The organism is Streptomyces sp. NPDC014764 (genome assembly GCF_043082785.1).
Taxonomy (GTDB): domain Bacteria; phylum Actinomycetota; class Actinomycetes; order Streptomycetales; family Streptomycetaceae; genus Streptomyces; species Streptomyces althioticus.
The window spans coordinates 7,656-27,964 of sequence record NZ_JBIBXY010000008.1; the positions used below are offsets into that span (position 1 = coordinate 7,656).

The following is a 20,309-nucleotide window of genomic DNA, read 5'->3' on the forward strand; positions in this document are numbered from 1 at the left end:
GACACGGTCACCCCTTAGAGGAATAATTCCTCTACATGCCTAGCGTGCTGGCTTCCTGTGGGCATAGCCTGCCGTCGCGTTGTCTAGTCCCCTAGACGCAGACAAGGAGCTTGCCATGCGTACCAAGTGGTGCCGCGCTTTCCCCGGTTTGGCCGAGCAAGTGGTCCAGGCCCGTCACTTCGTCGCTGCCTTAGTCGCCGAGAAGGGGCCGGTCGATGACGCCACCCTGGTTGTCAGCGAACTGGCCACCAATGCCGTACGTCACTCGCTGAGCGGTGCGGAAGGCGGTTGGTTCCTCGTGGTCGTCGGCTTCGGTGACGGCTTAGTCCGTATCGAGGTGGTCGACCAGGGCGGCGAACGGGTCCCACACCTGTGCGGTGTGACCAGCCAGGAAGAGGGTGGGCGCGGGCTGCTGCTGATCGCGGCCTGTGCGAAAGACTGGGGTGTGAAGAACTGGCCCGACGGGCGTTCCGTGTGGGCGGAGCTGGCCTGGGAGGGCGCGTGACCGGGCGCCCGTCACTGATGGGGGGCCGTTGCCGTGTCGGCGGTGACGGGTGACTCCTCGGGGTGTGCCTCGGCGGCGGTCGCGTTTCTTTGTCGTTGAAAGTCGTACGGGACGGCGCCTCCCGCCCATTCCGTCTAGGGCCCTAGACTCCTGGGTACTTCTGGGAGGTGTGGTCATGTCGGACGAGTTGCAGCGGATCATGGCGATCGATGATCCGTACCTGCTCCTGCGTGAGGTCACCACGAGGCTGGCCGCTGCGCAGCAGGAGGTGACCGAACTCGCCCGGCTCCGCCGCCGCGTGGTTCAGGACCTCCACGCGCAAGGAATGTCCTACGCGCAGATCGCCGAGAAGGCCGGCCTGAGCCGCGGGCGTATCCATCAGATCCGGCACACCGGCCCGGCACCTGAGGGTGCCTTCCTCGGGACGGGCTCCGTCACGGTGGTGACGCCGCTCCGGTGGGACGACGCGAAGAAGCGCCCGGTCGTCGCAATGGCCGACATCAACTCCGGCAAGCGGCTGGAGGAGCTGGCGAAGTCGTACGGGCTCGACGTCAGCTCCGGCCACGTGCAGGTGAGCGGCGAGGTCGACCTCAACCGTGACGGCCTGGTCGTCGTCTGCGGGCCGGGCATGTCCCAGGCCATGCGCGAACTGTACGCCCAGGACCCGGTACTCGCCTGGGAACACCCGGAGGGTGAGCCTTGGGCGCTGGTGGACCGGCGTACCGGCACGGCGTACCACGCAGGGGCGGACCTCGAGCCGAGCCGTCCGCATGACGTCGGATACCTGGGCCGACTGCCTCGCCCGGACGGCAACGGCTCGGTGCTGGCCATCGCCGGCATCCACACGGCAGGCTCCCTCGGCGTCGTCCACCTGCTCACCTCGGACCTCAGCACGTTGTGGGGGCAGGTGGGCGAGCGGCACTTCTCCACGCTGGTGAGTGTTGAGTACGACCCCGAGACCGAAGAGCCGCAATCCGCCGAACTCCTCTGCCCCCTCTACCTGCACGACGAGGAGGCGACGGCGTGAACGTCGCCCTCGGCACGCTGCCCGCCGAACCAGACCAGCAGAACGAGGACTTCGCGGCCGTCGCCCCCGGCGCGGCCGTCCTCCTCGACGGTGCCGGCGTCGCCGGGGCCGAGACCGGATGCGTCCACGGCATCGCGTGGTTCTCCTCGACGCTGGGCGGACTGCTGCTGGGCAACATCGCGCAAGATCCCGCCCGGCCGCTCGCCGACTGTCTCGCCGACGCGCTCCGCGGCGTCCGGTCCCTGCACGAGGACACGTGCGATCTGACCTACCGGGCCAGCCCGACCAGCACAGTCGTCGCGGTCCGCGTCGGCGGGGGAGCGCTGGAATACCTCGTCCTCGGTGACTCGACCCTCCTCCTGGCCCACCAGGACGGGAAGACGACCGCTGTCACCGACGACCGTCTGGACCAGGTCGGAAAGCAACTCCGCGCGCCGGTCGACCGACTACCCACCGGCACGCCCGAGCACGCTGCCGCCCTGGCCCAGTACCGCGACGACCTGACGGGACTCCGTAACCGGCCGGGCGGCTTCTGGATCGCCGGCCCCGAACCACGGGCAGCCGAGCACGCCCTCACCGGAACGGTGCCGCTGGAGTCGCTGGCGTCCGTGACCCTGCTGAGCGACGGCGCGACACGCCTCGTCGACCGGTTCGGCCTCGCCGACTGGACGGACGTGCTGGACGTGCTCGCGTCCGCCAGCCCGGACGAACTCATCCGCCGTGTACGGGAAGCGGAGAACAGCGATCCCGACGGGCAGCGATGGCCTCGCGGAAAGGCGAGGGACGACGCCACGGTTCTCCACTGTCCTGTGACATCGAAGTTTGAGTGACCAGGTCGGCCGACAAGGCTCCGGCCTCCGAGCGGTGTCAGTGGAGGGCGGCAGACTGCGCGCATGGATGCTTCTCTCGACACCGATCGCTGTGACCGTGCTGGGGTGGTGTGGGTCCGGTCGATGGGCGGCCCCTTGATCGTCGTTCCGGAGTCCTCTGTGACCGCCTGGGGTGGATGCACGGAGGACGGTTCTGTCCTCGGTGATGCCGATGGCCGTGATGACTACGACCGCGCCTGCGAGGTGGAGGACTGGGCCGGTGTCATCGCCGTAGGCGCCGGCGCCGCCACTGCGCTTGTCCTGGCCGATGAACCTGCAAAGACGTGCTTCCTGCCAGAGAAGCTGCTGTTCGTGCGGTGGCTGGCTGCGGACTCCGAGGCCGAGTTGTTCGCGGCAGCCGAGGCGGTGCTGGCCGATCCGGACACCGCTTGGGAGGGCGGCGGACTGTGGGTCACCGATGGCCCGGCGGTGTTGATGGATTCGGCTGAAGCGGGCGCCGATCTGGGAGTGGAGTATCCCGACGGGGGCCAGCCGGACCAGGCTCCAGTGCAGCTCCCGGCAGGTCGGTGGAGGGTGCGTGCGGTCCATCAGGCCGGCGAGTTCCCATGGGTGGGTGTGGTGCAGCTTGTTGCCGAGGACGGCCACTCCTGACCTTCGATGGCACGGGACATCCACTGGGTGCCCTCGTCGTAGCCGCGCACCCAACCGTAGAATCGAACGTGTGAGCGACCAACCGTCCCGACTGGAGCTGCTGCGCTTCGCGCGCCGTGTGGTCGTGCAGCAGGCGACGGCTGCCGTGCGGCAGCTCGACGGGTGGATCGCGGACGAGGAGCGGCGCCGAGGTGAGGAGATGCGGCCGCCGCCTCCGGACTGGCTGCTCCAGTACGGGCTCAACCGTAAAAACGTGGATGCCGTCCATGCCGGGGACTGCTGGGCAGCGACGAAGTCGGGCCGGTGTCGTCCCGCGTCCCGCGAGCAGGTGGTTGAAGCTCTGCGGCATGGCGTGCCGGCATGCGTGCACTGCCGCCCGGATACGGCGCTGGGCCTGCTCGACAACCCGTGACGGTGGTGGTCTAAAGGCGCGCGAGGGGCTCCCGAATGGTGTCACTGGCCGCTGCGAGATCGGGTGGTCCCATCGACGCTCGCGCGACACACTCGTATACCCCCCTAGACAGTTGACGGGGCGTCGGTTTACGGTAGTCGTCAACCCCCCTAGACAGTTGGGGCGGTCGCCTCCCTGTGCTGTCTAGGGGGGTATTCAACGGCTCGGCGTCCACGAAGGCGCCCGAATCAAGTGAGGTACAGAATGCGTGTCATCCCCGTGGACACCTCGTCCGCCACTCTGCTGGTCACCAAGCTCCCCGAGGTCAAGGTGAGGGACCGGCAGACCGGCGAGGTGGCCGTGGACCCGGTCACCAACGACCGGCTCATGGTCATGGAGCTGGTGTTCATCGCCCAGGGCGGCTCGGACATGATCAAGGTCACCGTGCCCGAGAAGGGCATCGGCGAGGGACTGGTCATGGGCGCACCGGTGTTCCTGTCCGGCCTTATCGCCCGGCCCTGGGAGAGCGAGTTCGGCGGCCGTACTCGGCACGGCATCGCCTACCGGGCGGACGCCGTCATGGTCGGCACCCCCGCTGCGGTGCAGGGCTGAGCGCCATGGCCGATGCCCTGTGGATTCTGCTGTTAGCGCTGCTGGTGGCGGCTGGGCTGGTCGCCGTACGCCGTCGACTGCCGGTCCTGTTCTGGTGGCTGGTCGGGTATCCGGCCGTGACGCTGCGGGTGCTCACCACGTACCGGGCCACCATGGACGCCTGCGGCCTGACTGTGCCCGCCTCGGCCATGCGCCGAGCCACCGCCCGGATGGTGGGGCGGCAGGCCGCTCCCGTGCCGCCTCGTCGGTCGCTGCCACTGCCGACCGCGTCCGGACTCGTGATGCGGCTGCGCATGGCGGCCGGCCAGGCACTCGAAGACTTCAACGCATCGGCCGACCGGCTACGGCACGCCTGGGGTGCGCACGCCGTGCACGTCCGGCCCACCAAGCCGGGACGGCTGGAGCTGCGGTTGGTCGGCTGGGACGTCCTCACCGACGTACGGCCCCCTCGTCGGTGGCTGCGGACCGAACCGCTGACCTTGCCTCAGGCGCTGCGCGAGGACGGACACTGGCACGTCCGGGACTTCCGCACCGTGCCGCACGAACTCATCCTCGGCGCAACGCAGTCGGGCAAGTCCGTGTACCTGCGGAACCTGCTCTGCGGGCTGGCCCGGCAACCCGTCGCACTCGTCGGCATCGACTGCAAATGGGGCGTCGAACTGGCGCCGTTCGCGCCCCGGTTGTCGGCACTCGCCGACACGCCGGACCGTGCCAACGACCTCCTCGACGTCCTGGTGGACGAGATGGAAGCACGGTTCCGCCTCATCGGCATGAGGGGCGGGGCCGGCCCGGATGCCGTGCTCACCTCGGATGTCTGGGGCCTGCCGGAGAAGGCGCGGCCGGTGCCGGTCGTGGTCGTCGTCGACGAGGTCGCCGAACTCTTCCTCGCCCCGAGCAAGGACGACGAGAAGCGGCGGGACGCCATGGTCACCAAGCTCATCCGCCTCGCCCAGCTCGGGCGCGCGGCCGGCATCTATCTGGAGGTGTGCGGGCAGCGCTTCGGCGCTGAACTCGGCAAGGGCGCCACCATGCTCCGCGCCCAGCTCACCGGTCGGGTCTGCCACCGCGTCAACGACGAGACATCCGCCAACATGGCCCTCGGCGACATCGCACCGGAAGCAGCGCTGGCGGCCACCCGAATCCCGGCCGAACGACCCGGCGTCGCGGTCGTCGGTGACTCCTCCGGCGGCTGGTCCCGCGTCCGCTCCCCGCACCTCACCCTCGACAATGCGGCGGCCGTCTGCCGCGACACTTCGGGCCTGATTCCGGAACTGCCCCGCCTGGACACCTTCCGCCCCGTGGTGCCGCAGCCTTCCACTGCTCCCGTCGCACAGCCCGCCACGCGCCCGGTGACCGGGTAGCCGCACTTCCCTCCAACGGCCGGCGTGACCGCCTCACGCCAAGTCCCTACCCCTGCCATGCCCAAACCGAAGGAGCCCGAGCCGATGCGTGCCCACTTGGCCCGCGTGGACGCCGTGATCGTGCAGGCCGTCATCGCCGGTGCCCTGTCCTTCTCCCACCTGCACGACGTCGCCGCGGCGGCCGGACAGGACGGCTGGAAGGCGTGGGCCTATCCCGTGAGTGTCGACCTGCTCCTGGTCGCCGCCTGGCGTCGGATGCGCCAGTCGCAGCGAGCGGGCCAGGCGGCCGGCGGTCCGCGCTTGTGGTTCCTCGTAGCGCTGGCCGCGTCCCTCGGCGCCAACGTCGCCACGGCCGGCCTCCTCGACCTGGACGACGTACCCGCCTGGCTCCGCGTGACGGTCGCGGGCTGGCCGGCTGTCGCCTTCTTCGGCGGCACGCTGCTGGCCCACGCTCCGCACACCGAGGAAGAGCCCGCCGCCTCTCCCGCGACGGACGCGGTAGCGGCTCCTGACGGCGGTTCGTCCGACATGGAGGGGCCCGATCACAAGGTTCCGTACAGCGCCGATCCCGAACCGGCTCCCGAGCCTTCTGCTGCACCGGCCACCGCTCCCGCCCCAGCGCCTGCTCCAGCCGTCGCCCTGCCGCCCGCCCTCGTCGACCGCGTCCGGGCCGTGGCCGAGGAACACCGTTCGGCCACCGGCCGCCCCGCCGACCCCGACGCCGTCCGCACTCGGCTCGGCCTGCCCCCGTCCATGACCGCATCCGTCGCCGCACACCTCTGAGAGGAGCCCCACCGTGAACCGCCGTTTCCGCAACCTCCGACGCATCGGCCCCGTCAACGTCGCCTCCTACGTCGAACGCGGCCGGAACCGCCACCTGGCCGCCTGCACCGCTCCCCGCTGCGACTTCTCCGCCGAGTACGACAGCCGTGCCGCCGCCGAACTCGCCGCCCGTACCCACCGCTGCCCGGCCTGACAGGAGACCACCGACATGGACGTTCCGCTCTGGCTCGCCCTGCTCGTCGTCGGCGTCCTCGGCGTCAAGCTCATCCGTCCGCCCTGGTGGCTCATCGCCGTACTGCTCCTCGGCGGCTACCTCCTCGCCGACAGCCTGCTCGCCCCCGTCATCGACCCCGCCCTCAAGTGACCCGCGAAGGGAGACCAATCATGTTCCGACCGAAGGTCCCGACCATGCCGCAGCCCACCGGCCTGACCACCCCGCCCGCTGTCGTCGAACCGACCACCATCACGCTGGACACTCCGGCCCCGCCGCCGGCACCCGCTACCCCGGCCCCGGCCCGTCCGGCCGTCCAGGTCACGCCGGGCACCGTGCTCGCCCTCGTCGGCGGCGGCACCGCCGTGGTCCTGGTGGTCGGGGCCGTCTTGGTCTCCATGCTCCTCGCCGTCGCCCTTACCGCCACATCCGTGGCTGTGTGTGCCCTCACTATCCGCTCCGTCATCGCCCGCCGCTGACACCACCGCGCCGCCCTCCCGGCCTTTTCGCACTGTCTAGTCCCCTCGACAAAACCAACCGCAAGCCCATGCAAGGAGGACACCGCACATGACTCCTGCGGCTCCGACCGCAGCTATCCGCCAGCTGGCAGCACTCGCCCGGCACGGCGACCTCAGCACCTACGCCCACCAGATCCAGCGCCTCGGCGGCTGCGAGCGGCCCATCCGAATGGAGGGCCACCGGCTCGACGTCCACGCCGCCACCGGGGAGATCGTCCGGGAAGTCGCCGACCGCGACCTCCCGGCCGGACAGCTCCTCATCCGCTGCAACAACCGCCGCGCCACCCGGTGCGCATCCTGCGCCGAGGTGTACCGCAAAGACACCTTCCACCTCGTCACGGCCGGTCTGAGCGGCGGCAAAGGCATCGGCCCGGCCGTGGCCCAACACCCGCGCGTCTTCGCCACCTTCACCGCACCGTCCTTTGGCCCCGTGCACAACCGCCCCGGCGGTGGAAGGTGCCGCTGCGGACGCCTTCACCCGGACGACGACCCCGCCCTCGGCACGCCCCTGGACCCGGACCGATACGACTACCGCGCGGCCGTCCTGTGGAATGCCCACGCGGGGAAGCTCTGGGGCCGCTTCACCACCTACCTGCGCCAGCACCTCGCCTCCCGCGCGGGCCTGAGCCGTTCGGCGCTGCGGCACTGCCTCAAGGTCTCCTACGCCAAGGTCGCCGAGTACCAGCGGCGCGGTGCCGTCCACTTCCACGCCGTCATCCGCCTCGACGGCCCGGACGGCGCCGAGGACGCTCCGCCGGCCTGGGCCACGACCGAACTCCTCACCGATGCGATTCGCTGGGCGGCCAGGGAAGCCGAGGCACCCGGTCCGGTCCTCGACAGCCGCGCGTACACCTTCCGCTTCGGCGACCAGCTCGACATCCGCCCCATCCGCTCGGCCGACTTCGCAGGCAGCTCGGAACTGTCCAGCCGCGCCGTGGCCGCCTACATCGCCAAGTACGCCACCAAGGGAGCCGAGACGGCGGGCACCCTCGACCGGCCTATCCGCAATCCGATCACGGATCTGATCGGCTCCGGCGTCAGCGACCACGCCCGGCGCATGATCCTCACCTGCTGGCACCTCGGCGCCCTGCCCGAACTCGAAGACCTGCGCCTGCGCAAGTGGGCCCACATGCTCGGCTTCCGCGGCCACTTCTCCACCAAGTCCCGCGCCTACTCCGTCACCCTCGGCGCCCTCCGCCAGGAACGCGCTGACCACAACGAAGCCCTTACCCGCGAACGCGCGGCCGAGGCCGGCCACCCGCTGCCCGACCCGGACACCGTGCTCGTTCTCTCCCACTGGCGTTTTGCCGGAACTGGCCTGACAGCCGCAGAAACCTGGCTTGCCACCTCTCGCAACTCCGCTACTTCACCGGAAGGAGAACCCACTCATGGCTGACCGCTACCTGACCGTGGCGCAGGTGGCCGAACTCCTCGGAACCACGGAACGCTTCCCGCGCCGCCTGATCGCCGAGCGGCGCATCGTGTTCGTCAAGGTCGGCCGGCACGTCCGCATCCCGGAGAGCGCACTGCACGCCTTCATCGACGCCAACACGGTGCAGCCGATCGGCGACCGCCGTAGCTCCCTGCTGAGGACTGCCTGATGGCGAACAAGAAGGGGAGGCGCCGGGACTTCGGCTCGGTCCGGCAGCTTCCGTCCGGCCGCTGGCAGGTCCGCTACCGGGACCCGGAGTCGGGGCAACTGCGCCCGGCGGAGAAGACGTACGCGACCAAGACCGATGCCCAAGTTGCCCTGACTCACATCGAGTCGGACATCGCGCGCGGGCAGTGGTCGGACCCGGACGTTGGGGCGGTGAACTTCGAGGAGTACGCCACCGCGTGGCTGCGGGACCGGAAACTTGCCGACCGCACCCGTGAGCGGAACGAGTCGGTGATGCGGCTGCACATCCTGCCCGCCTTCGGGGCCGGGAGCGTGGCCGACGTGACGACGGCCCGAGTGCGGAGCTGGCGCGGCAAGCTCCTGGCGGCCGGCGTCGGTGAGCCGTCGGTGGTCAAGGCGTACCAGCTGCTGCGCGCCCTGATGAACACGGCCGTGGACGACGAGCTGATCCGGCGCAACCCGTGCCGGATCAAGGGAGCGGACCGCTACGACGTGCCCGAGCGGCCGGTCCTCACGGTGGCGGAGGTCTTCGCTGTCGCTGACTCCATCGCGCTGCGCTATCGGCTGCTCGTGCTCCTGGCGGCCTTCACCACCCTGCGGTTCGGGGAGCTGGCGGCCCTGCGGCGACGGGATGTCGACCTGGAAGGGCTGACCGTCACCGTGCGCCGGGCTCAGGCCGAGCTGCAGGACGGCCGGCTCTTCGACAAGGCACCGAAGTCCGCGGCCGGGGTGCGCGCCGTCTCCTTCCCCGCCGAACTGCTCGACGCGGTCACGCATCACCTGGAGCACTTCGCCGCTCCCGGCCGCGACGGGCACGTCTTCGTCGGACCGCAGGGCGGGCAGCTGCGGCGCAGCAACTTCCGCGACGACTGGGTCAAGGCCCGGAAGACTGCGGGCGTCACGGCCGAGCTGCACTTCCACGATCTTCGGCACACGGGCAACACGCTGGCCTCGACGGCCGGGGCCAGCACGCGGGAGCTGATGACGCGGATGGGGCACAGCAGCTCCCGGGCCGCGCTGATCTATCAGCACATGACCAGCGACCGGGACCGGGCCATTGCCGACCGGCTCGGCGCCATGATCCGTGGCGATGAGGGAGCGGCCGCCGGATCGGCGGGGGAGAGGTCTGAGCGGCGGTAGCGGCGACTACGTAGCTGTGACGCTGGACTGTGAAGGGCCAGCTCGGGAGGAAACCTCTCGTGAGCTGGCCCTTCTGCCTGCGTCCGGATCTGCGCTTGCTTCGCAGATTTCGTCGAATGCGTGCTCTGCTTGCTCTGCGTTCTTCGCATGCGTTACTCTTCAGTGGTCGAAACCGACTAGCAAGGGGGAGGGCATGAGCCCAACTATTGAGGTCGATGAACAGACTTATCGCTCCATCGAGTTTGCGGCGCGTATGGGCGGTACCACTGCTGGCGAGGTTGTTGCTCGGCTTGTGAGAACCGCAAGCGTGCCGCCCTCTGCGCCAGCCGCCGCGAGCAATGAGGGCGCGGAGAAGGAGCGCAAGGTTGACGTGTATGCCGACTACGAAGGTCACCGGACTCGCGGCAGCTACAACCGGGACACGAAGCGGATCGATATCACTTCGGGGCCGCTCGCCGGGCAAAGTTTCAAGACGCCGACTGGGGCGGCCCGGGCGGTAGTGGCGCACTACAAGCCGGACGTAAACCCGAACCGCAATGGCTGGTCGTTCTGGCTGCTTGATGATGGGTCCGGCGGGGCCCTGCAGAGCATCCGGTACTCGGCGTGAGTTCGCGGAAGGTGACCCGTTGCCTGGCTTCCTGCCCATGTGGAGGCGGGCCGCCCAGGGCGGTGACGCGGGCGTAGTGGCACACGTGTGGCACGGCGTTTGAAACGACGAAGGGCCAGCCTGGGAGGAAACCCCTCCTGAGCTGGCCCTTCTTGCTGTGCCCCCGGCAGGATTCGAACCTGCGACACCCGCTTTAGGAGAGCGGTGCTCTATCCCCTGAGCTACGAAGGCGTGCGTCCTGGTCGGTGGCTGCGGGCCCGGTCATGGGACAGCGGCGACCGCCGGGGCGCTCGATCCACAGGGTACCGGATCGGTGTCCGGGTGGGTGGGGGCCGGGGACAGCCGAAGATCGACCTGGCTCTCCCCGGCCCCCCACCCGCCCCCTCACCTCACGGCTTCCGGCCCACCCCTCCGAACATCGCCACCTCCGCCGGAACCTCGCTGGAGTCCGGGCGCCACCGGTTGCAGGACACCACCCCCGGCTCCAGCAGCTCCAGCCCTTCGAAGAAGCGGGACACCGCCCCCGGTGTCCTCTGCGTCAGCTTCGGCGTGCCGTTCTCGTTCCAGAACGCCACCGCCGCGTCCACGTCCGGCATGTCCGGGCGGGTGATCGTGTGGGAGAGGACGAGGTGGCTGCCCGACGGCAGGCGGTCCATCAGGTTGCGCACCACCCCGTACGCCTCCTCGTCGTCCTCGATGAAGATGACCACGCCCAGCAGGACCAGGGCGACCGGCTTGCTGAAGTCCAGCGCCTTCGCGGCCTGTTCGAGGATCGCGTCGATGTTGCGCAGGTCCTCGTCGAGGTACGCCGTGCTGCCCTCCGGTGTGCTGGTGAGCAGCGCCTCCGCGTGGGCCAGCACGATGGGGTCGTTGTCGACGTAGACGACCCGGGAGTCGGGTGCGACCCGCTGGGCCACCTCGTGGGTGTTGTCGGCCGTGGGCAGGCCCGTGCCGATGTCCAGGAACTGGCGGATCCCGCACTGTCCGGCCAGGTGCCGCACCGCGCGGCCGAGGAACTGCCGGTCGGCGAGGGCGTAGTCGCCGATGCCGGGGTGCAGCTCGCGGATCTGGTCGCCGGCGGCCTGGTCGACCGGGTAGTTGTCCTTGCCGCCCAGCCAGTAGTTCCAGATGCGCGCGGTGTGCGGCTGGTCGGTCCTGATGCGCTTGCGCGCCTCGAGCGATGCCGCGGATATCTCCGTCACTACGTCCTCCCAGAGCTGGCCGGCAGCTGTCAAGGAGCAACCTAGCGGGGGGAGTTGTAAGAGAGAGGTCAGCCCCTGTCCCGGTCACCGGGACGACGTGCGCGTCACCCTCACCCGGTGCTCGTCCTCGTCCCCCGCCAGCACCGCCACCCGTACCCCCTCTTCCCGGTCCACGAAGCTCTGCCCCGGCTCGAACGTCGCGTCCGACAGTTCGGCGTGCACGTTGGGGGCCCGGGTGCAGCCGCCGCTGTCCCGGGTCGCGTCGTGCACGGTGATCGGGCCCATGCCCGTGTCCACGTCCGCGTCGACCCGGTAGATCAGGACGCCCGGCCGGCACACCGCCTCGTCGTTCCCGTCGCGGGTGCGCACCTCGACCGCGTACCCGGAGTGCGCGTCGAGGGGGATGAAGAGCAGTTTGGGGCCGCCCGCGCGGGCCAGCGGCGTCAGGACGTACTCCCGGGTGCCGCGGTCGGCCACGCAGCTCACCTGGGACGTGTCCAGCCAGCCCAGCTTCCACTTGTGCCAGGCGAGGAAGTCGTTGTTGGCACCCCAGTCCTCGCTCATGATGTCCCAGTGGCCGACGGCGCCGCCGCCCTCTGCGGTGTAGAGGTCGGGCAGGCCGAAGACGTGGCCGTTCTCGTGGGGCAGGACGCGGTAGCCGGTGCGGGCGTAGGAGCCGGAGCCGTCGTCCTGGCGGGAGTAGACGAAGGACGCGTTGGAGACGGGCCGGCCGTCCGCGGTGGGGGCCTCGTCGTTGCCGGCGAAGGTGACGGACAGGACGGTGTCCAGGGCGGCGGGACCGGCGTTGGGGGTGACGAGGACGTTGACCAGGTCGTACTCCTGGAAGTCCACCTCGGTGTCGGTCACGGAGACGATGTCGCGGATCAGCTCCCGGTAGCCGGGGTCGAACGGGGCGCCGCGCTCTATGCCGTACTGGCGGAAGGACTTCGGCATGCGCAGCCACTCGGGGACGGGCAGTTCGGGGCGGTAGTCGAGGCGGCCGTAGGAGCTGGTGGTGAACCACTCGCGGGTCTGCGGGAAGAACTCGCGGTAGCGGTCCAGGGCGTCGCCGTCGCCGGGTGCGTCCGAGAAGTCGATCATCAGGGTGAGGGCGCGTACCGTGCCGGTGGAGCGGGTGTAGCCGGGGGCCGTGGGGATGCCCTCGGACATCTGGACCTCACGGTCGCTGCCGATCATGCACGGGCCGTGGGCGGAGCTGCGGGAGAGGGCGCTCGGGCCGGCGCCGGGGGCGGTGGTGGCGGGGGAGAGGTGGCCGCTCCCCGCCGAGCTGCAGACCGCGAGGGTGAGGGCGGCGACGGAGCCCAGGGCGGCGAGGCGGCGGGGGGATATCCGGCCTCGGCTCGGCTGCGGCTGCATGGGGGGACCTCCGCTCCGCACGGCAGCCGCCGTCTCCGACTGCACCCTCTTGATCACCCTGCGTCACTGGTCGGGGGTGCGCTCGCCGGGTGGTCCGATCGTGGGGCTCGCCGGACGTGGAAATGTGACTTGGGTCACAGGAAAAACTCCCCGTGCGGGAAATAACCGGGGATCGTCTCCCCGTTTACCTCTGTGTCCGCACGATCCGGGGACGCGTTCCCCGGATTCGCCGCAGGCGAAGAACAGCAGACCAAGAACAGACGTCAGAGCAACACCCCGAGGAGTGCACCGTGACCGCGACGACCGAGACCCCCGTGACGCGCAAGGCGCCCCGGCCCCGCGCCGACGCCCTGCGCAACCGGGAGCGGATCGTCGCCGCCGCCCGGGAGATGTTCACCGAGTTCGGGCCCGAGGTCCCGCTCGACGAGATCGCCCGCCGGGCCGGCGTCGGCAACGCCACGGTGTACCGCAACTTCCCCGACCGCGACGCGCTCGTGCGCGAGGTCGTCTGCTCCGTCATGGACCGTACGGTGCGGGCCGCCGAGCAGGCGCTGAACGAGACCGGGGACGCCTTCGAGGCGCTGGAGCGCTTCGCGCACACGGCCGCGGACGAGCGGATCAGCGCGCTGTGCCCGATGATCTCCAGCACCTTCGACCGGAGCCACCCCGACATGGAGGAGGCGCGGCGGCGCGCCGAGAGCCTCGTCGCCCAGCTCATGGAGCGCGCACGCGCGGCCGGCCAGCTGCGGGACGACGTGGAGTACGGCGACCTGATGGTGGGCGTCGCGCAGCTGAGCCGGCCCCCGGCCGGCACCGCCTGCACGAACGCCGACCGCTTCGTCCACCGCCACCTTCAGCTGTTCCTGGACGGCATGCGGGCGCCCGCCCCCTCCGTCCTGCCGGGTTCGGCCGTGACCGTGGAGGACCTGCGCCGCTGAGCGACTCCTGAGACCCGCAGGCCGCCCGTCCTGATCACGGGCACCGGCACCGACGGCCGTCGAAGGGGACGAGCCGTTGTCAGAACACGCCCGATTTTTCGTTACTCACACATTCATTCCGTTACAAGTCCCGAAGTGGGTACCCCCATGCCAGAAACAGTGTCCCCGGCCGGAAAGGCCCCGGGCCGCGCCGACGCGGGCGGCCCGGACGCCAACCGCTGGAAAGCGCTCGTCTTCATCGCGATCGCCCAGCTGATGGTCGTCCTGGACGCCACCATCGTGAACATCGCCCTGCCCTCCGCCCAGCAGGACCTCGGCATCTCGGACGGCAACCGCCAGTGGGTGGTCACCGCCTACGCCCTGGCCTTCGGCGGACTGCTGCTGTTCGGCGGCCGGATCGCCGACCTGTGGGGTCGCAAGCGGGCCTTCGTGGTCGGTCTCGGCGGCTTCGCGCTGGCGTCCGCGCTGGGCGGCGCGGCCACCAACGAGGCGATGATGTTCGGCGCCCGCGCGCTCCAGGGCGCGTTCGGCGCGCTGCTCGCGCCCGCCGCGCTGTCGCTGCTCGCGGTGATGTTCACCGACGGCAAGGAGCGCGCCAAGGCGTTCGGCATCTACGGCGCGATCGCCGGTGGCGGCGGCGCCGTCGGCCTGATCCTCGGCGGCTTCCTCACCGAGTACCTGAACTGGCGCTGGACGTTCTTTGTGAACATCCCGTTCGCCGTGATCGCCGCGGCCGGCGCGTACTTCGTCATCCGTGAGCCCAAGGGCGGCCGCAACCGCTCCCCGCTGGACGTCCCCGGCGTGGTCCTGTCCACCCTGGGTCTGGTCGCGCTGGTCTACGGCTTCACCCGCGCCGAGTCCGAGGGCTGGAGCGACACCCTCACGATCGCCATGTTCGTCGCCTCGGCCGTGCTGCTCGTGTCGTTCGTGGCCGTCGAGGCGCGGGTCAAGGCGCCGCTGCTGCCGCTGCGCGTGATCACCGAGCGCAACCGCGGTGGCGTCTACCTCTCGCTGGGCCTGGCGATCATCGCGATGTTCGGCCTGTTCCTCTTCCTCACCTACTACCTGCAGGTCGTGAAGGGGTACTCGCCGGTCAAGACCGGATTCGCCTTCCTGCCGATGATCGCGGGCATGATCACGGGCTCCACGCAGATCGGCGCCCGGCTGATGACCCGGGTCCCGCCCCGGCTGCTGATGGGCCCCGGCTTCCTGGTCGCGGCGGTCGGCATGCTGCTGCTGACCCAGCTGGAGATCGGCACCTCGTACGCGGCCGTGCTGCTGCCCGGCATGCTGCTGCTCGGCCTCGGCATGGGTTCGGCGTTCATGCCGGCCATGTCGCTGGCCACGACGGGCGTCGAGCCGCGTGACTCCGGTGTCGCCTCCGCGATGGTGAACACCTCGCAGCAGGTGGGCGGCGCGATCGGCACGGCCCTGCTCAACACGATCGCCGCCTCCGCCACCACCGCCTACGTCGCCGACCACATCGGCGGCGCCTCGGGCCGGGCCCAGCAGCAGCTGGTCCAGCTCCAGGGGCAGGTGCAGGGCTACACCAGCGCCATCTGGTTCGCGGTCGGGATCCTGGTGGCGGCCGCGGTCATCGCCCTGACCCTCATCAACGCGGGCCGTCCGGGCGGCACGGCGGTCGCCAGGTCCTCCGACGCGGCCGCGGAGAACGAGGCGGCCGTGCCGGTGGCCATGCACTGACCCACGGCCCCGCCTCCCGGAGCCGTCCGCGCGGGAGGGGAAGGGGACGCCCCTTCCGAGCGGTTCCGAAGGACCTGCCCCGGCCTCCGCGGCGTCAGCGGAGCCAGGGCAGGTCCGCACCCGCTTCGCTCGGCTGAAGTCCCTCGGCGACGATCCCCATGATCTCGCCGAGGGACTTCTGCTGTTCCGGGGTGAGCCGGTCGAACACCGCCTGCCGTACGGCGTCGACATGGCCGGGCGCGTGGCGGCGCAGCATGTCCATGCCCTCGTCGGTGAGCACGGCGAACTGGCCGCGCTTGTCGGAGGGGCAGTCCTCGCGGCGGACCCAGCCGTTCTTCTCCAGGCGCGCGACCGCGTGCGACAGGCGCGAGCGGGTGATCTTGGCGTCCTTCGCCAGCTCCGTCATCCGCAGCCGACGGCGTGGCGCCTCGGCCAGCTTGACCAGCAGGCCGTAGTAGACGTGCGGCATGCCCGCGTCCCGCTGGAGCTGACGGTCGAGGTGGTCCTCCAGGAGCGTGGTGGCGTCGACGTACGCACGCCAGACGCGCTGTTCCTCGTCGGTGAGCCAGCGCGGCTCCCCGGCGGCTGCCGAAGATGCGGGTGCGGTGTTCATGCACTCCACTGTACGGGCGCTCTCCTTGAAGATTAAACAAATGAGGCGTACATTCTTCAGTGGAAGTTGAGAGTTCAAGTAGAAGCTTCCGGAAGACGTTCGCGAAGGAAGGAGTCGCCGTCATGACCGCCGCTACTCAGGAGCGCATGCCGGCGCTCTACCTCAGCCACGGCGCCCCGCCCCTGGCCGACGACCCCGTCTGGCCCGGCGAGCTGGCCGCCTGGTCCGCCGGGCTGCCCCGCCCCAAGGCGATCCTCGTCGTCTCCGCCCACTGGGAGGAGGCCCCGCTCGCCCTCGGCGCCACCGAGACAGTCCCCCTCGTCTACGACTTCTGGGGCTTCCCCGAGCACTACTATCAGGTGACCTACCCGGCCCCCGGCGCCCCAGAGCTCGCCGAGTCCGTGCGCAAGCTGTTGCGCGCCCCCGGCACCCCCGTCCAGGACGTCCCCGACCGGGGCCTGGACCACGGCGCCTACGTCCCGCTCGTCGAGATGTACCCGGACGCCGACATCCCCGTCCTCCAGGTGTCCATGCCGACCCTCGACCCCGTGAAGCTGATGGAGATCGGCCGCCGCCTCGCCCCACTGCGGGACGAGGGCGTGCTGATCGTCGGCTCCGGCTTCTTCACCCACAACCTCGCCGCGCTGCGCCAGGGCGGCATTCCCGCCTGGTCGGCCGAGTTCGACGCGTGGGGCAGGGAGGCGCTCCGGGCGCGGGACGTGGACGCGCTGCTCGACTTCACCCGCAAGTCCCCGGCGGGCCGGCTCGCCCATCCGCGCACCGAGCACTTCGCCCCGCTCTTCGTCACCATGGGCGCCGCCGACGCGGCCGGGGAGCTCGGGGAACAGAAGTCCATCATCGACGGGTTCTGGATGGGGCTGGCCAAGCGGTCGGTGCAGTTCGGCTGAGACGCGTCCCGTGGGGCGGGGCGCCGAGGGAGTGGCCTACAGCTCCCTCTCGTGCCAGGCCACGTCCCACCAGCGGCCGAACTTGTGACCCACCTCGCGGTACGTGCCGACGTACCGGAAGCCGAACCGCTCGTGCAGCCGCGTCGAGGCGGCGTTCGGCTGGGCGATACCCGCGTAGGCGCGGTGCAGGCCCTCGTCCGCCAGGGCGTCGAAAAGGGCCTGGTAGAGCAGGGTGCCGATGCCGCGCCGGCCGGCGTCCGGGGAGACGTACACCGTCGTCTCCACGGACGTCGCGTAGGCGGGTTTCGCCCGGAACGGGCTCGACGAGGCGTACCCGAGGACCCGGCCGGACCCGGCGTCCGTGGCAACCATCAGGCGGTGGGGGCCGTCTACAGGGTGGGAGAGCAGCCAGGGGCGTCGCTCCTCCGGAGTGAACGGAGTGGTGTCGAACGTGACGGCCGTCTCACGTACGTAGTGGTTGTAGAGGTCGGTGAGAGCCACGAGGTCACCCTCGTCGCCCGGTCTGACCTGCACCTCTGCGTGCTCCGGCGGCATCGCACCTCCCTGCGTGGCCGGACAGGGTACTGCATGATCAGAAAAATCGGGGGACGGGTTGGGAATTCTGTCCTGATTCCAGTCGTTGTTTCCTACGGATGCGGGCACCCGAGCAGAGTCCGGAAGGGACCCTGAAGACCGTGCCGAGTGTCCACAGGACCACCCGCTGACCTCATCATCGCAAGGGAGCACGCATGGCAACCCGTGCCGTCGCCCGTCGTCAGTCCGCCTCCGGCGAGACGGTCGACTCGGCAAGCAGTGTTCGCGCCCATGGCGGCGAGATCGCCGACCGCGACCTGGTCGGCATGTACCTCGACGAGATCGCGCGCACGCCGCTGCTCGACGCCGCCAAGGAAGTCGAGCTGTCCCAGATCATCGAAGCGGGTGTGTTCGCACAGCAGATCCTCGACGGGCGCGAGGAGAACAAGGCCGGAGCCACCCCCGAGGAGCTCCAGGCCCTGGTCGACGCCAGCGAGCGGGCGAAGGACGTCTTCATCCGTTCCAACCTCCGCCTGGTCGTCGCCGTCGCCCGGCGGTACCCGCGCAGTGGTCTGCCGCTGCTCGACCTGATCCAGGAGGGCAACGCCGGCCTGGTCCGCGCGGTCGAGAAGTTCGACTACCGCAAGGGCTTCAAGTTCTCGACGTACGCCACCTGGTGGATCCGGCAGGCCATCACCCGGTCCATAGCCGACCAGTCGCGCACGATCCGTCTGCCCGTCCACCTGGTGGAGGAGCTGGGCCGGATACGGCGTGTGCAGCGCGAGTTCAACCGTGAGCACGGCCGTGACGCCGAGCCCGCGGAGATCGCCGCCGAGCTCGGCTCCACGCCGGAGCGCGTCACCGACGTGCTCGACTGGGCGCGCGACCCGGTGTCGCTGAACATGTCGGTGGACGACGAGGGCGAGACCCAGTTCGGCGACCTCCTGGAAGACACCTCCGCGGTGTCGCCCGAGCAGTCCGTGATGACGCTGCTGCGCAGCGAGGAGCTCGACGACCTGATCGGCCGCCTCGACCAGCGCACGGCCTCCATCATCAAGATGCGCTACGGCATCGAGGACGGCCGGGAGCGCACGCTGACCGAGGTCGGCAAGGAGCACGGCCTGACGCGCGAGCGCATCCGCCAGATCGAGAAGCACGCGCTGCTGGAACTGAAGAAGCTGGCCCGCTCCACCGGGTTCGACGCGGCGGCGTGACGGAAGCGCCCGCCCGCCGGCGCGGCGTCCGGTCCCCGGATGCCGGTCGTCCCGCGTGACGGTCGTGCCGCTCGCGTGAGGGGCGCGGGCCGCGTGCGCCGGGTGGCGGAAGACCGCGCAAACATGGCTGTTCCCCGCCGCTTCAACCCGGCGGGGCCAGGGAACAAGACGTGAGAACCCCGCAGTCGGAAAGCTTCGGGGCCTCGGGCCCCGGGCCGACCCACGCGCCACGTCCCGACGCACCACCCCCCGGCGCCGGGACTTCCCACGCCGGGTCCGGCGCCTGTCCCCCCGGGCGCCGGGCCCGGCTTTTCCCATGTCCTTCACAGCGGGTCACCCCGGACCTGAACCCCGGGGTGGCCCGCCAGATGGCAGATTGTGCCACATGGGCATAGCCTGCCGAAGGTGAGCAGCACCACCCCGACGCCGCCCCCGCCGGTCCCCGAAGACCCGGTGGCGGACGGCTCGTTGACCGAACGACGCAAGGCACGGACCCGCCTCCACATCGCCCGTACCGCCGCAGGGCTCTTCGTACGGGACGGCCTGCGCGCCACCCGTGCCGAGGACATCGCCCACGCGGCCGGCGTCGCCCCGCGCACCTTCTACCGGTACTTCCCCACCAAGGAAGAGGCCATCGGCCCCCTCTACGCGCTCGGCGCCCGGCGCTGGGTGGACGGGGTCCGCACCGCCCCCGCCGGGACGCCCCTGCCGCGCGTGCTCGAGGAGGCCGCGCGGCACACCCTCACCCCCGGGCTCGGGGTCGCCGAGGAGTCCTGGAACTGGGTCCGCACCCTCATCCGTCTCGCGGCGGACAACCCCGCACTGGGCAGGGTGTGGGCGGAGGCCTGCCGGGCCTCGGAACGGGACCTGGCGGACGCGCTGGCCCACCGGCTGACCGAGGGCCCGTCCACGCGGCCGGACGCCGACGTCGCCGCCCGCACCCGCCTGTGCTTCGCCGCGGCCGTCGCGAGCGCCGCCGTCCGCACCGCCATGGAGAACTGGGCGGCGGCCGACGGCCCCGCGGAGGGCCCGCACGGTCCCGCGGAGCTGGCGGCCGCCAACCTGGCCGCGCTACGGGACTTTCCATGGGAGGCGGTCGTACCGGTGCGGGGGCAGTGAGGGGCGCGTAGCGCTGTGCGGGCGCGGGGTGTTGGTGGCGGGGCGCCGCGACTGGTGGCGCGGGCGACGCGGATGTCGACGCGGTGCGGGCGCGGGGTGTTGACGGTGCTGGGGCGCCGGCGTCGCGCACGCACCGTCATGGGCACGCGGTGGCGTCGGCGCCGGGGCGTGACAGGCACGCCGTGCGCGGTGGGGACCGGCGTGCCCGGGGCGCCGGGGAGTCACTCCACGGCGCCCGCCGCTTCCGTCAGCCGGGTGCCCAACGTCCGCGCCGCCTCCGCCAGTTCCGGTGGGTCCTGGACGGTGAAGGCGTGGCCGGTCATGGCTAGGCGTACCGCCATCCAGTCCTTGACTGGTGGCGCGGGCGACGCGGATGTCGACGCGGTGCGGGCGCGGGGTGTTGACGGTGCTGGGGCGCCGGCGTCGCGCACGCACCGTCATGGGCA

Annotated in this window: 24 protein-coding genes and 1 tRNA gene; 20 read left to right on the plus strand and 5 right to left on the minus strand. The window is 70.8% G+C overall.

The genetic code is table 11. From position 1 onward, the window contains the following. Positions 1-115: 115 nt before the first annotated feature. The 15 genes from ACF1AG_RS20970 (at position 116) to ACF1AG_RS21040 (ending at position 10,254) form a co-directional block, all read left to right on the plus strand. Positions 116-505 (plus strand): ATP-binding protein, encoded by a 390-nt coding sequence (locus ACF1AG_RS20970; protein ID WP_391810192.1) that lies wholly within the window; start codon positions 116-118, stop codon positions 503-505. A gap of 175 nt (positions 506-680) precedes the next feature. Next, entirely contained in the window at positions 681-1,532 is an 852-nt protein-coding gene (locus tag ACF1AG_RS20975) for a sigma factor-like helix-turn-helix DNA-binding protein (protein WP_391810193.1), read from the plus strand. Next, the gene (locus ACF1AG_RS20980) at positions 1,529-2,362 is read left to right on the plus strand and encodes an integrase (RefSeq protein ID WP_391810194.1); all 834 of its coding nucleotides are present in this window, start codon (positions 1,529-1,531) and stop codon (positions 2,360-2,362) included. Before ACF1AG_RS20975 ends, ACF1AG_RS20980 begins: the two co-directional genes overlap by 4 nt. Positions 2,363-2,425: 63 nt before the next feature. Continuing rightward, positions 2,426-3,013 (plus strand): Imm21 family immunity protein, encoded by a 588-nt coding sequence (locus ACF1AG_RS20985; protein WP_391810195.1) that lies wholly within the window; start codon positions 2,426-2,428, stop codon positions 3,011-3,013. Positions 3,014-3,083: 70 nt separating this feature from the next. Next, positions 3,084-3,425, plus strand: a complete 342-nt coding sequence (locus tag ACF1AG_RS20990) for a DUF6233 domain-containing protein (protein WP_391810196.1) — start codon at positions 3,084-3,086, stop codon at positions 3,423-3,425. A gap of 243 nt (positions 3,426-3,668) precedes the next feature. After that, positions 3,669-4,016, plus strand: coding sequence for a hypothetical protein (locus ACF1AG_RS20995; protein WP_028959488.1), 348 nt, complete (start codon positions 3,669-3,671; stop codon positions 4,014-4,016). Between the two features lie 5 nt (positions 4,017-4,021). Then, a complete protein-coding gene (locus ACF1AG_RS21000; RefSeq protein ID WP_391810197.1) occupies positions 4,022-5,377 on the plus strand; it encodes an FtsK/SpoIIIE domain-containing protein in 1,356 nt (451 codons plus the stop codon). A gap of 84 nt (positions 5,378-5,461) precedes the next feature. Continuing rightward, a complete protein-coding gene (locus tag ACF1AG_RS21005) occupies positions 5,462-6,160 on the plus strand; it encodes a DUF2637 domain-containing protein (protein ID WP_037640112.1) in 699 nt (232 codons plus the stop codon). Positions 6,161-6,173: 13 nt separating this feature from the next. After that, positions 6,174-6,353 (plus strand): mobile element transfer protein, encoded by a 180-nt coding sequence (locus ACF1AG_RS21010; protein WP_019524147.1) that lies wholly within the window; start codon positions 6,174-6,176, stop codon positions 6,351-6,353. Positions 6,354-6,368: 15 nt separating this feature from the next. Then, positions 6,369-6,524, plus strand: coding sequence for a hypothetical protein (locus tag ACF1AG_RS21015; protein WP_006134826.1), 156 nt, complete (start codon positions 6,369-6,371; stop codon positions 6,522-6,524). Positions 6,525-6,544: 20 nt separating this feature from the next. Next, positions 6,545-6,850 (plus strand): hypothetical protein, encoded by a 306-nt coding sequence (locus ACF1AG_RS21020; RefSeq protein ID WP_037640107.1) that lies wholly within the window; start codon positions 6,545-6,547, stop codon positions 6,848-6,850. Positions 6,851-6,938: 88 nt separating this feature from the next. Next, the gene (locus tag ACF1AG_RS21025; protein ID WP_037640104.1) at positions 6,939-8,285 is read left to right on the plus strand and encodes a replication initiator; all 1,347 of its coding nucleotides are present in this window, start codon (positions 6,939-6,941) and stop codon (positions 8,283-8,285) included. Further along, positions 8,278-8,490 (plus strand): helix-turn-helix domain-containing protein, encoded by a 213-nt coding sequence (locus tag ACF1AG_RS21030; RefSeq protein WP_391810198.1) that lies wholly within the window; start codon positions 8,278-8,280, stop codon positions 8,488-8,490. Before ACF1AG_RS21025 ends, ACF1AG_RS21030 begins: the two co-directional genes overlap by 8 nt. Further along, the gene (locus ACF1AG_RS21035) at positions 8,490-9,647 is read left to right on the plus strand and encodes a tyrosine-type recombinase/integrase (protein WP_391810199.1); all 1,158 of its coding nucleotides are present in this window, start codon (positions 8,490-8,492) and stop codon (positions 9,645-9,647) included. The genes ACF1AG_RS21030 and ACF1AG_RS21035 overlap by 1 nt, the downstream gene beginning before the upstream one ends. 193 nt (positions 9,648-9,840) lie before the next feature. Beyond that, positions 9,841-10,254, plus strand: a complete 414-nt coding sequence (locus ACF1AG_RS21040; protein WP_102637813.1) for a hypothetical protein — start codon at positions 9,841-9,843, stop codon at positions 10,252-10,254. 158 nt (positions 10,255-10,412) lie between these two features. On the opposite strand, the gene ACF1AG_RS21045 is transcribed toward ACF1AG_RS21040, so the two are convergent. The 3 genes from ACF1AG_RS21045 to ACF1AG_RS21055 form a co-directional block, all read right to left on the minus strand. Beyond that, positions 10,413-10,485: transfer RNA gene (locus ACF1AG_RS21045), tRNA-Arg, on the minus strand. Between the two features lie 158 nt (positions 10,486-10,643). Continuing rightward, positions 10,644-11,456, minus strand: a complete 813-nt coding sequence (locus ACF1AG_RS21050) for an SAM-dependent methyltransferase (protein WP_359601083.1) — start codon at positions 11,454-11,456, stop codon at positions 10,644-10,646. A gap of 84 nt (positions 11,457-11,540) precedes the next feature. Next, entirely contained in the window at positions 11,541-12,833 is a 1,293-nt protein-coding gene (locus ACF1AG_RS21055; RefSeq protein ID WP_359601084.1) for a M6 family metalloprotease domain-containing protein, read from the minus strand. 290 nt (positions 12,834-13,123) lie between these two features. On the opposite strand from ACF1AG_RS21055, the gene ACF1AG_RS21060 reads away from it, so the two are divergent. Then, complete coding sequence (locus ACF1AG_RS21060) at positions 13,124-13,771, plus strand: TetR/AcrR family transcriptional regulator (RefSeq protein WP_359601085.1); 648 nt, start codon at positions 13,124-13,126, stop codon at positions 13,769-13,771. A 147-nt stretch (positions 13,772-13,918) separates the two neighbouring features. Beyond that, on the plus strand, positions 13,919-15,475 hold the full coding sequence (locus ACF1AG_RS21065; protein ID WP_359601086.1) for an MFS transporter: 1,557 nt from the start codon (positions 13,919-13,921) through the stop codon (positions 15,473-15,475). A 94-nt stretch (positions 15,476-15,569) separates the two neighbouring features. Here ACF1AG_RS21065 and ACF1AG_RS21070 read toward each other — a convergent pair whose 3' ends face one another. Further along, on the minus strand, positions 15,570-16,088 hold the full coding sequence (locus ACF1AG_RS21070) for a MarR family transcriptional regulator (RefSeq protein ID WP_359601087.1): 519 nt from the start codon (positions 16,086-16,088) through the stop codon (positions 15,570-15,572). A gap of 146 nt (positions 16,089-16,234) precedes the next feature. On the opposite strand from ACF1AG_RS21070, the gene ACF1AG_RS21075 reads away from it, so the two are divergent. Then, the gene (locus ACF1AG_RS21075) at positions 16,235-16,996 is read left to right on the plus strand and encodes a dioxygenase (RefSeq protein ID WP_387797685.1); all 762 of its coding nucleotides are present in this window, start codon (positions 16,235-16,237) and stop codon (positions 16,994-16,996) included. A 36-nt stretch (positions 16,997-17,032) separates the two neighbouring features. Here the strand turns inward: ACF1AG_RS21075 and ACF1AG_RS21080 are convergent, their stop codons facing one another. Further along, a complete protein-coding gene (locus ACF1AG_RS21080) occupies positions 17,033-17,551 on the minus strand; it encodes an N-acetyltransferase family protein (RefSeq protein WP_359601088.1) in 519 nt (172 codons plus the stop codon). A gap of 194 nt (positions 17,552-17,745) precedes the next feature. Here ACF1AG_RS21080 and ACF1AG_RS21085 point away from each other — a divergent pair, with 194 nt between their 5' ends. Both ACF1AG_RS21085 and ACF1AG_RS21090 read left to right on the plus strand, forming a co-directional pair. Continuing rightward, complete coding sequence (locus tag ACF1AG_RS21085; protein ID WP_359601089.1) at positions 17,746-18,744, plus strand: sigma-70 family RNA polymerase sigma factor; 999 nt, start codon at positions 17,746-17,748, stop codon at positions 18,742-18,744. Between the two features lie 405 nt (positions 18,745-19,149). Next, on the plus strand, positions 19,150-19,863 hold the full coding sequence (locus ACF1AG_RS21090; protein ID WP_391810200.1) for a TetR/AcrR family transcriptional regulator: 714 nt from the start codon (positions 19,150-19,152) through the stop codon (positions 19,861-19,863). Positions 19,864-20,309: the final 446 nt, after the last annotated feature.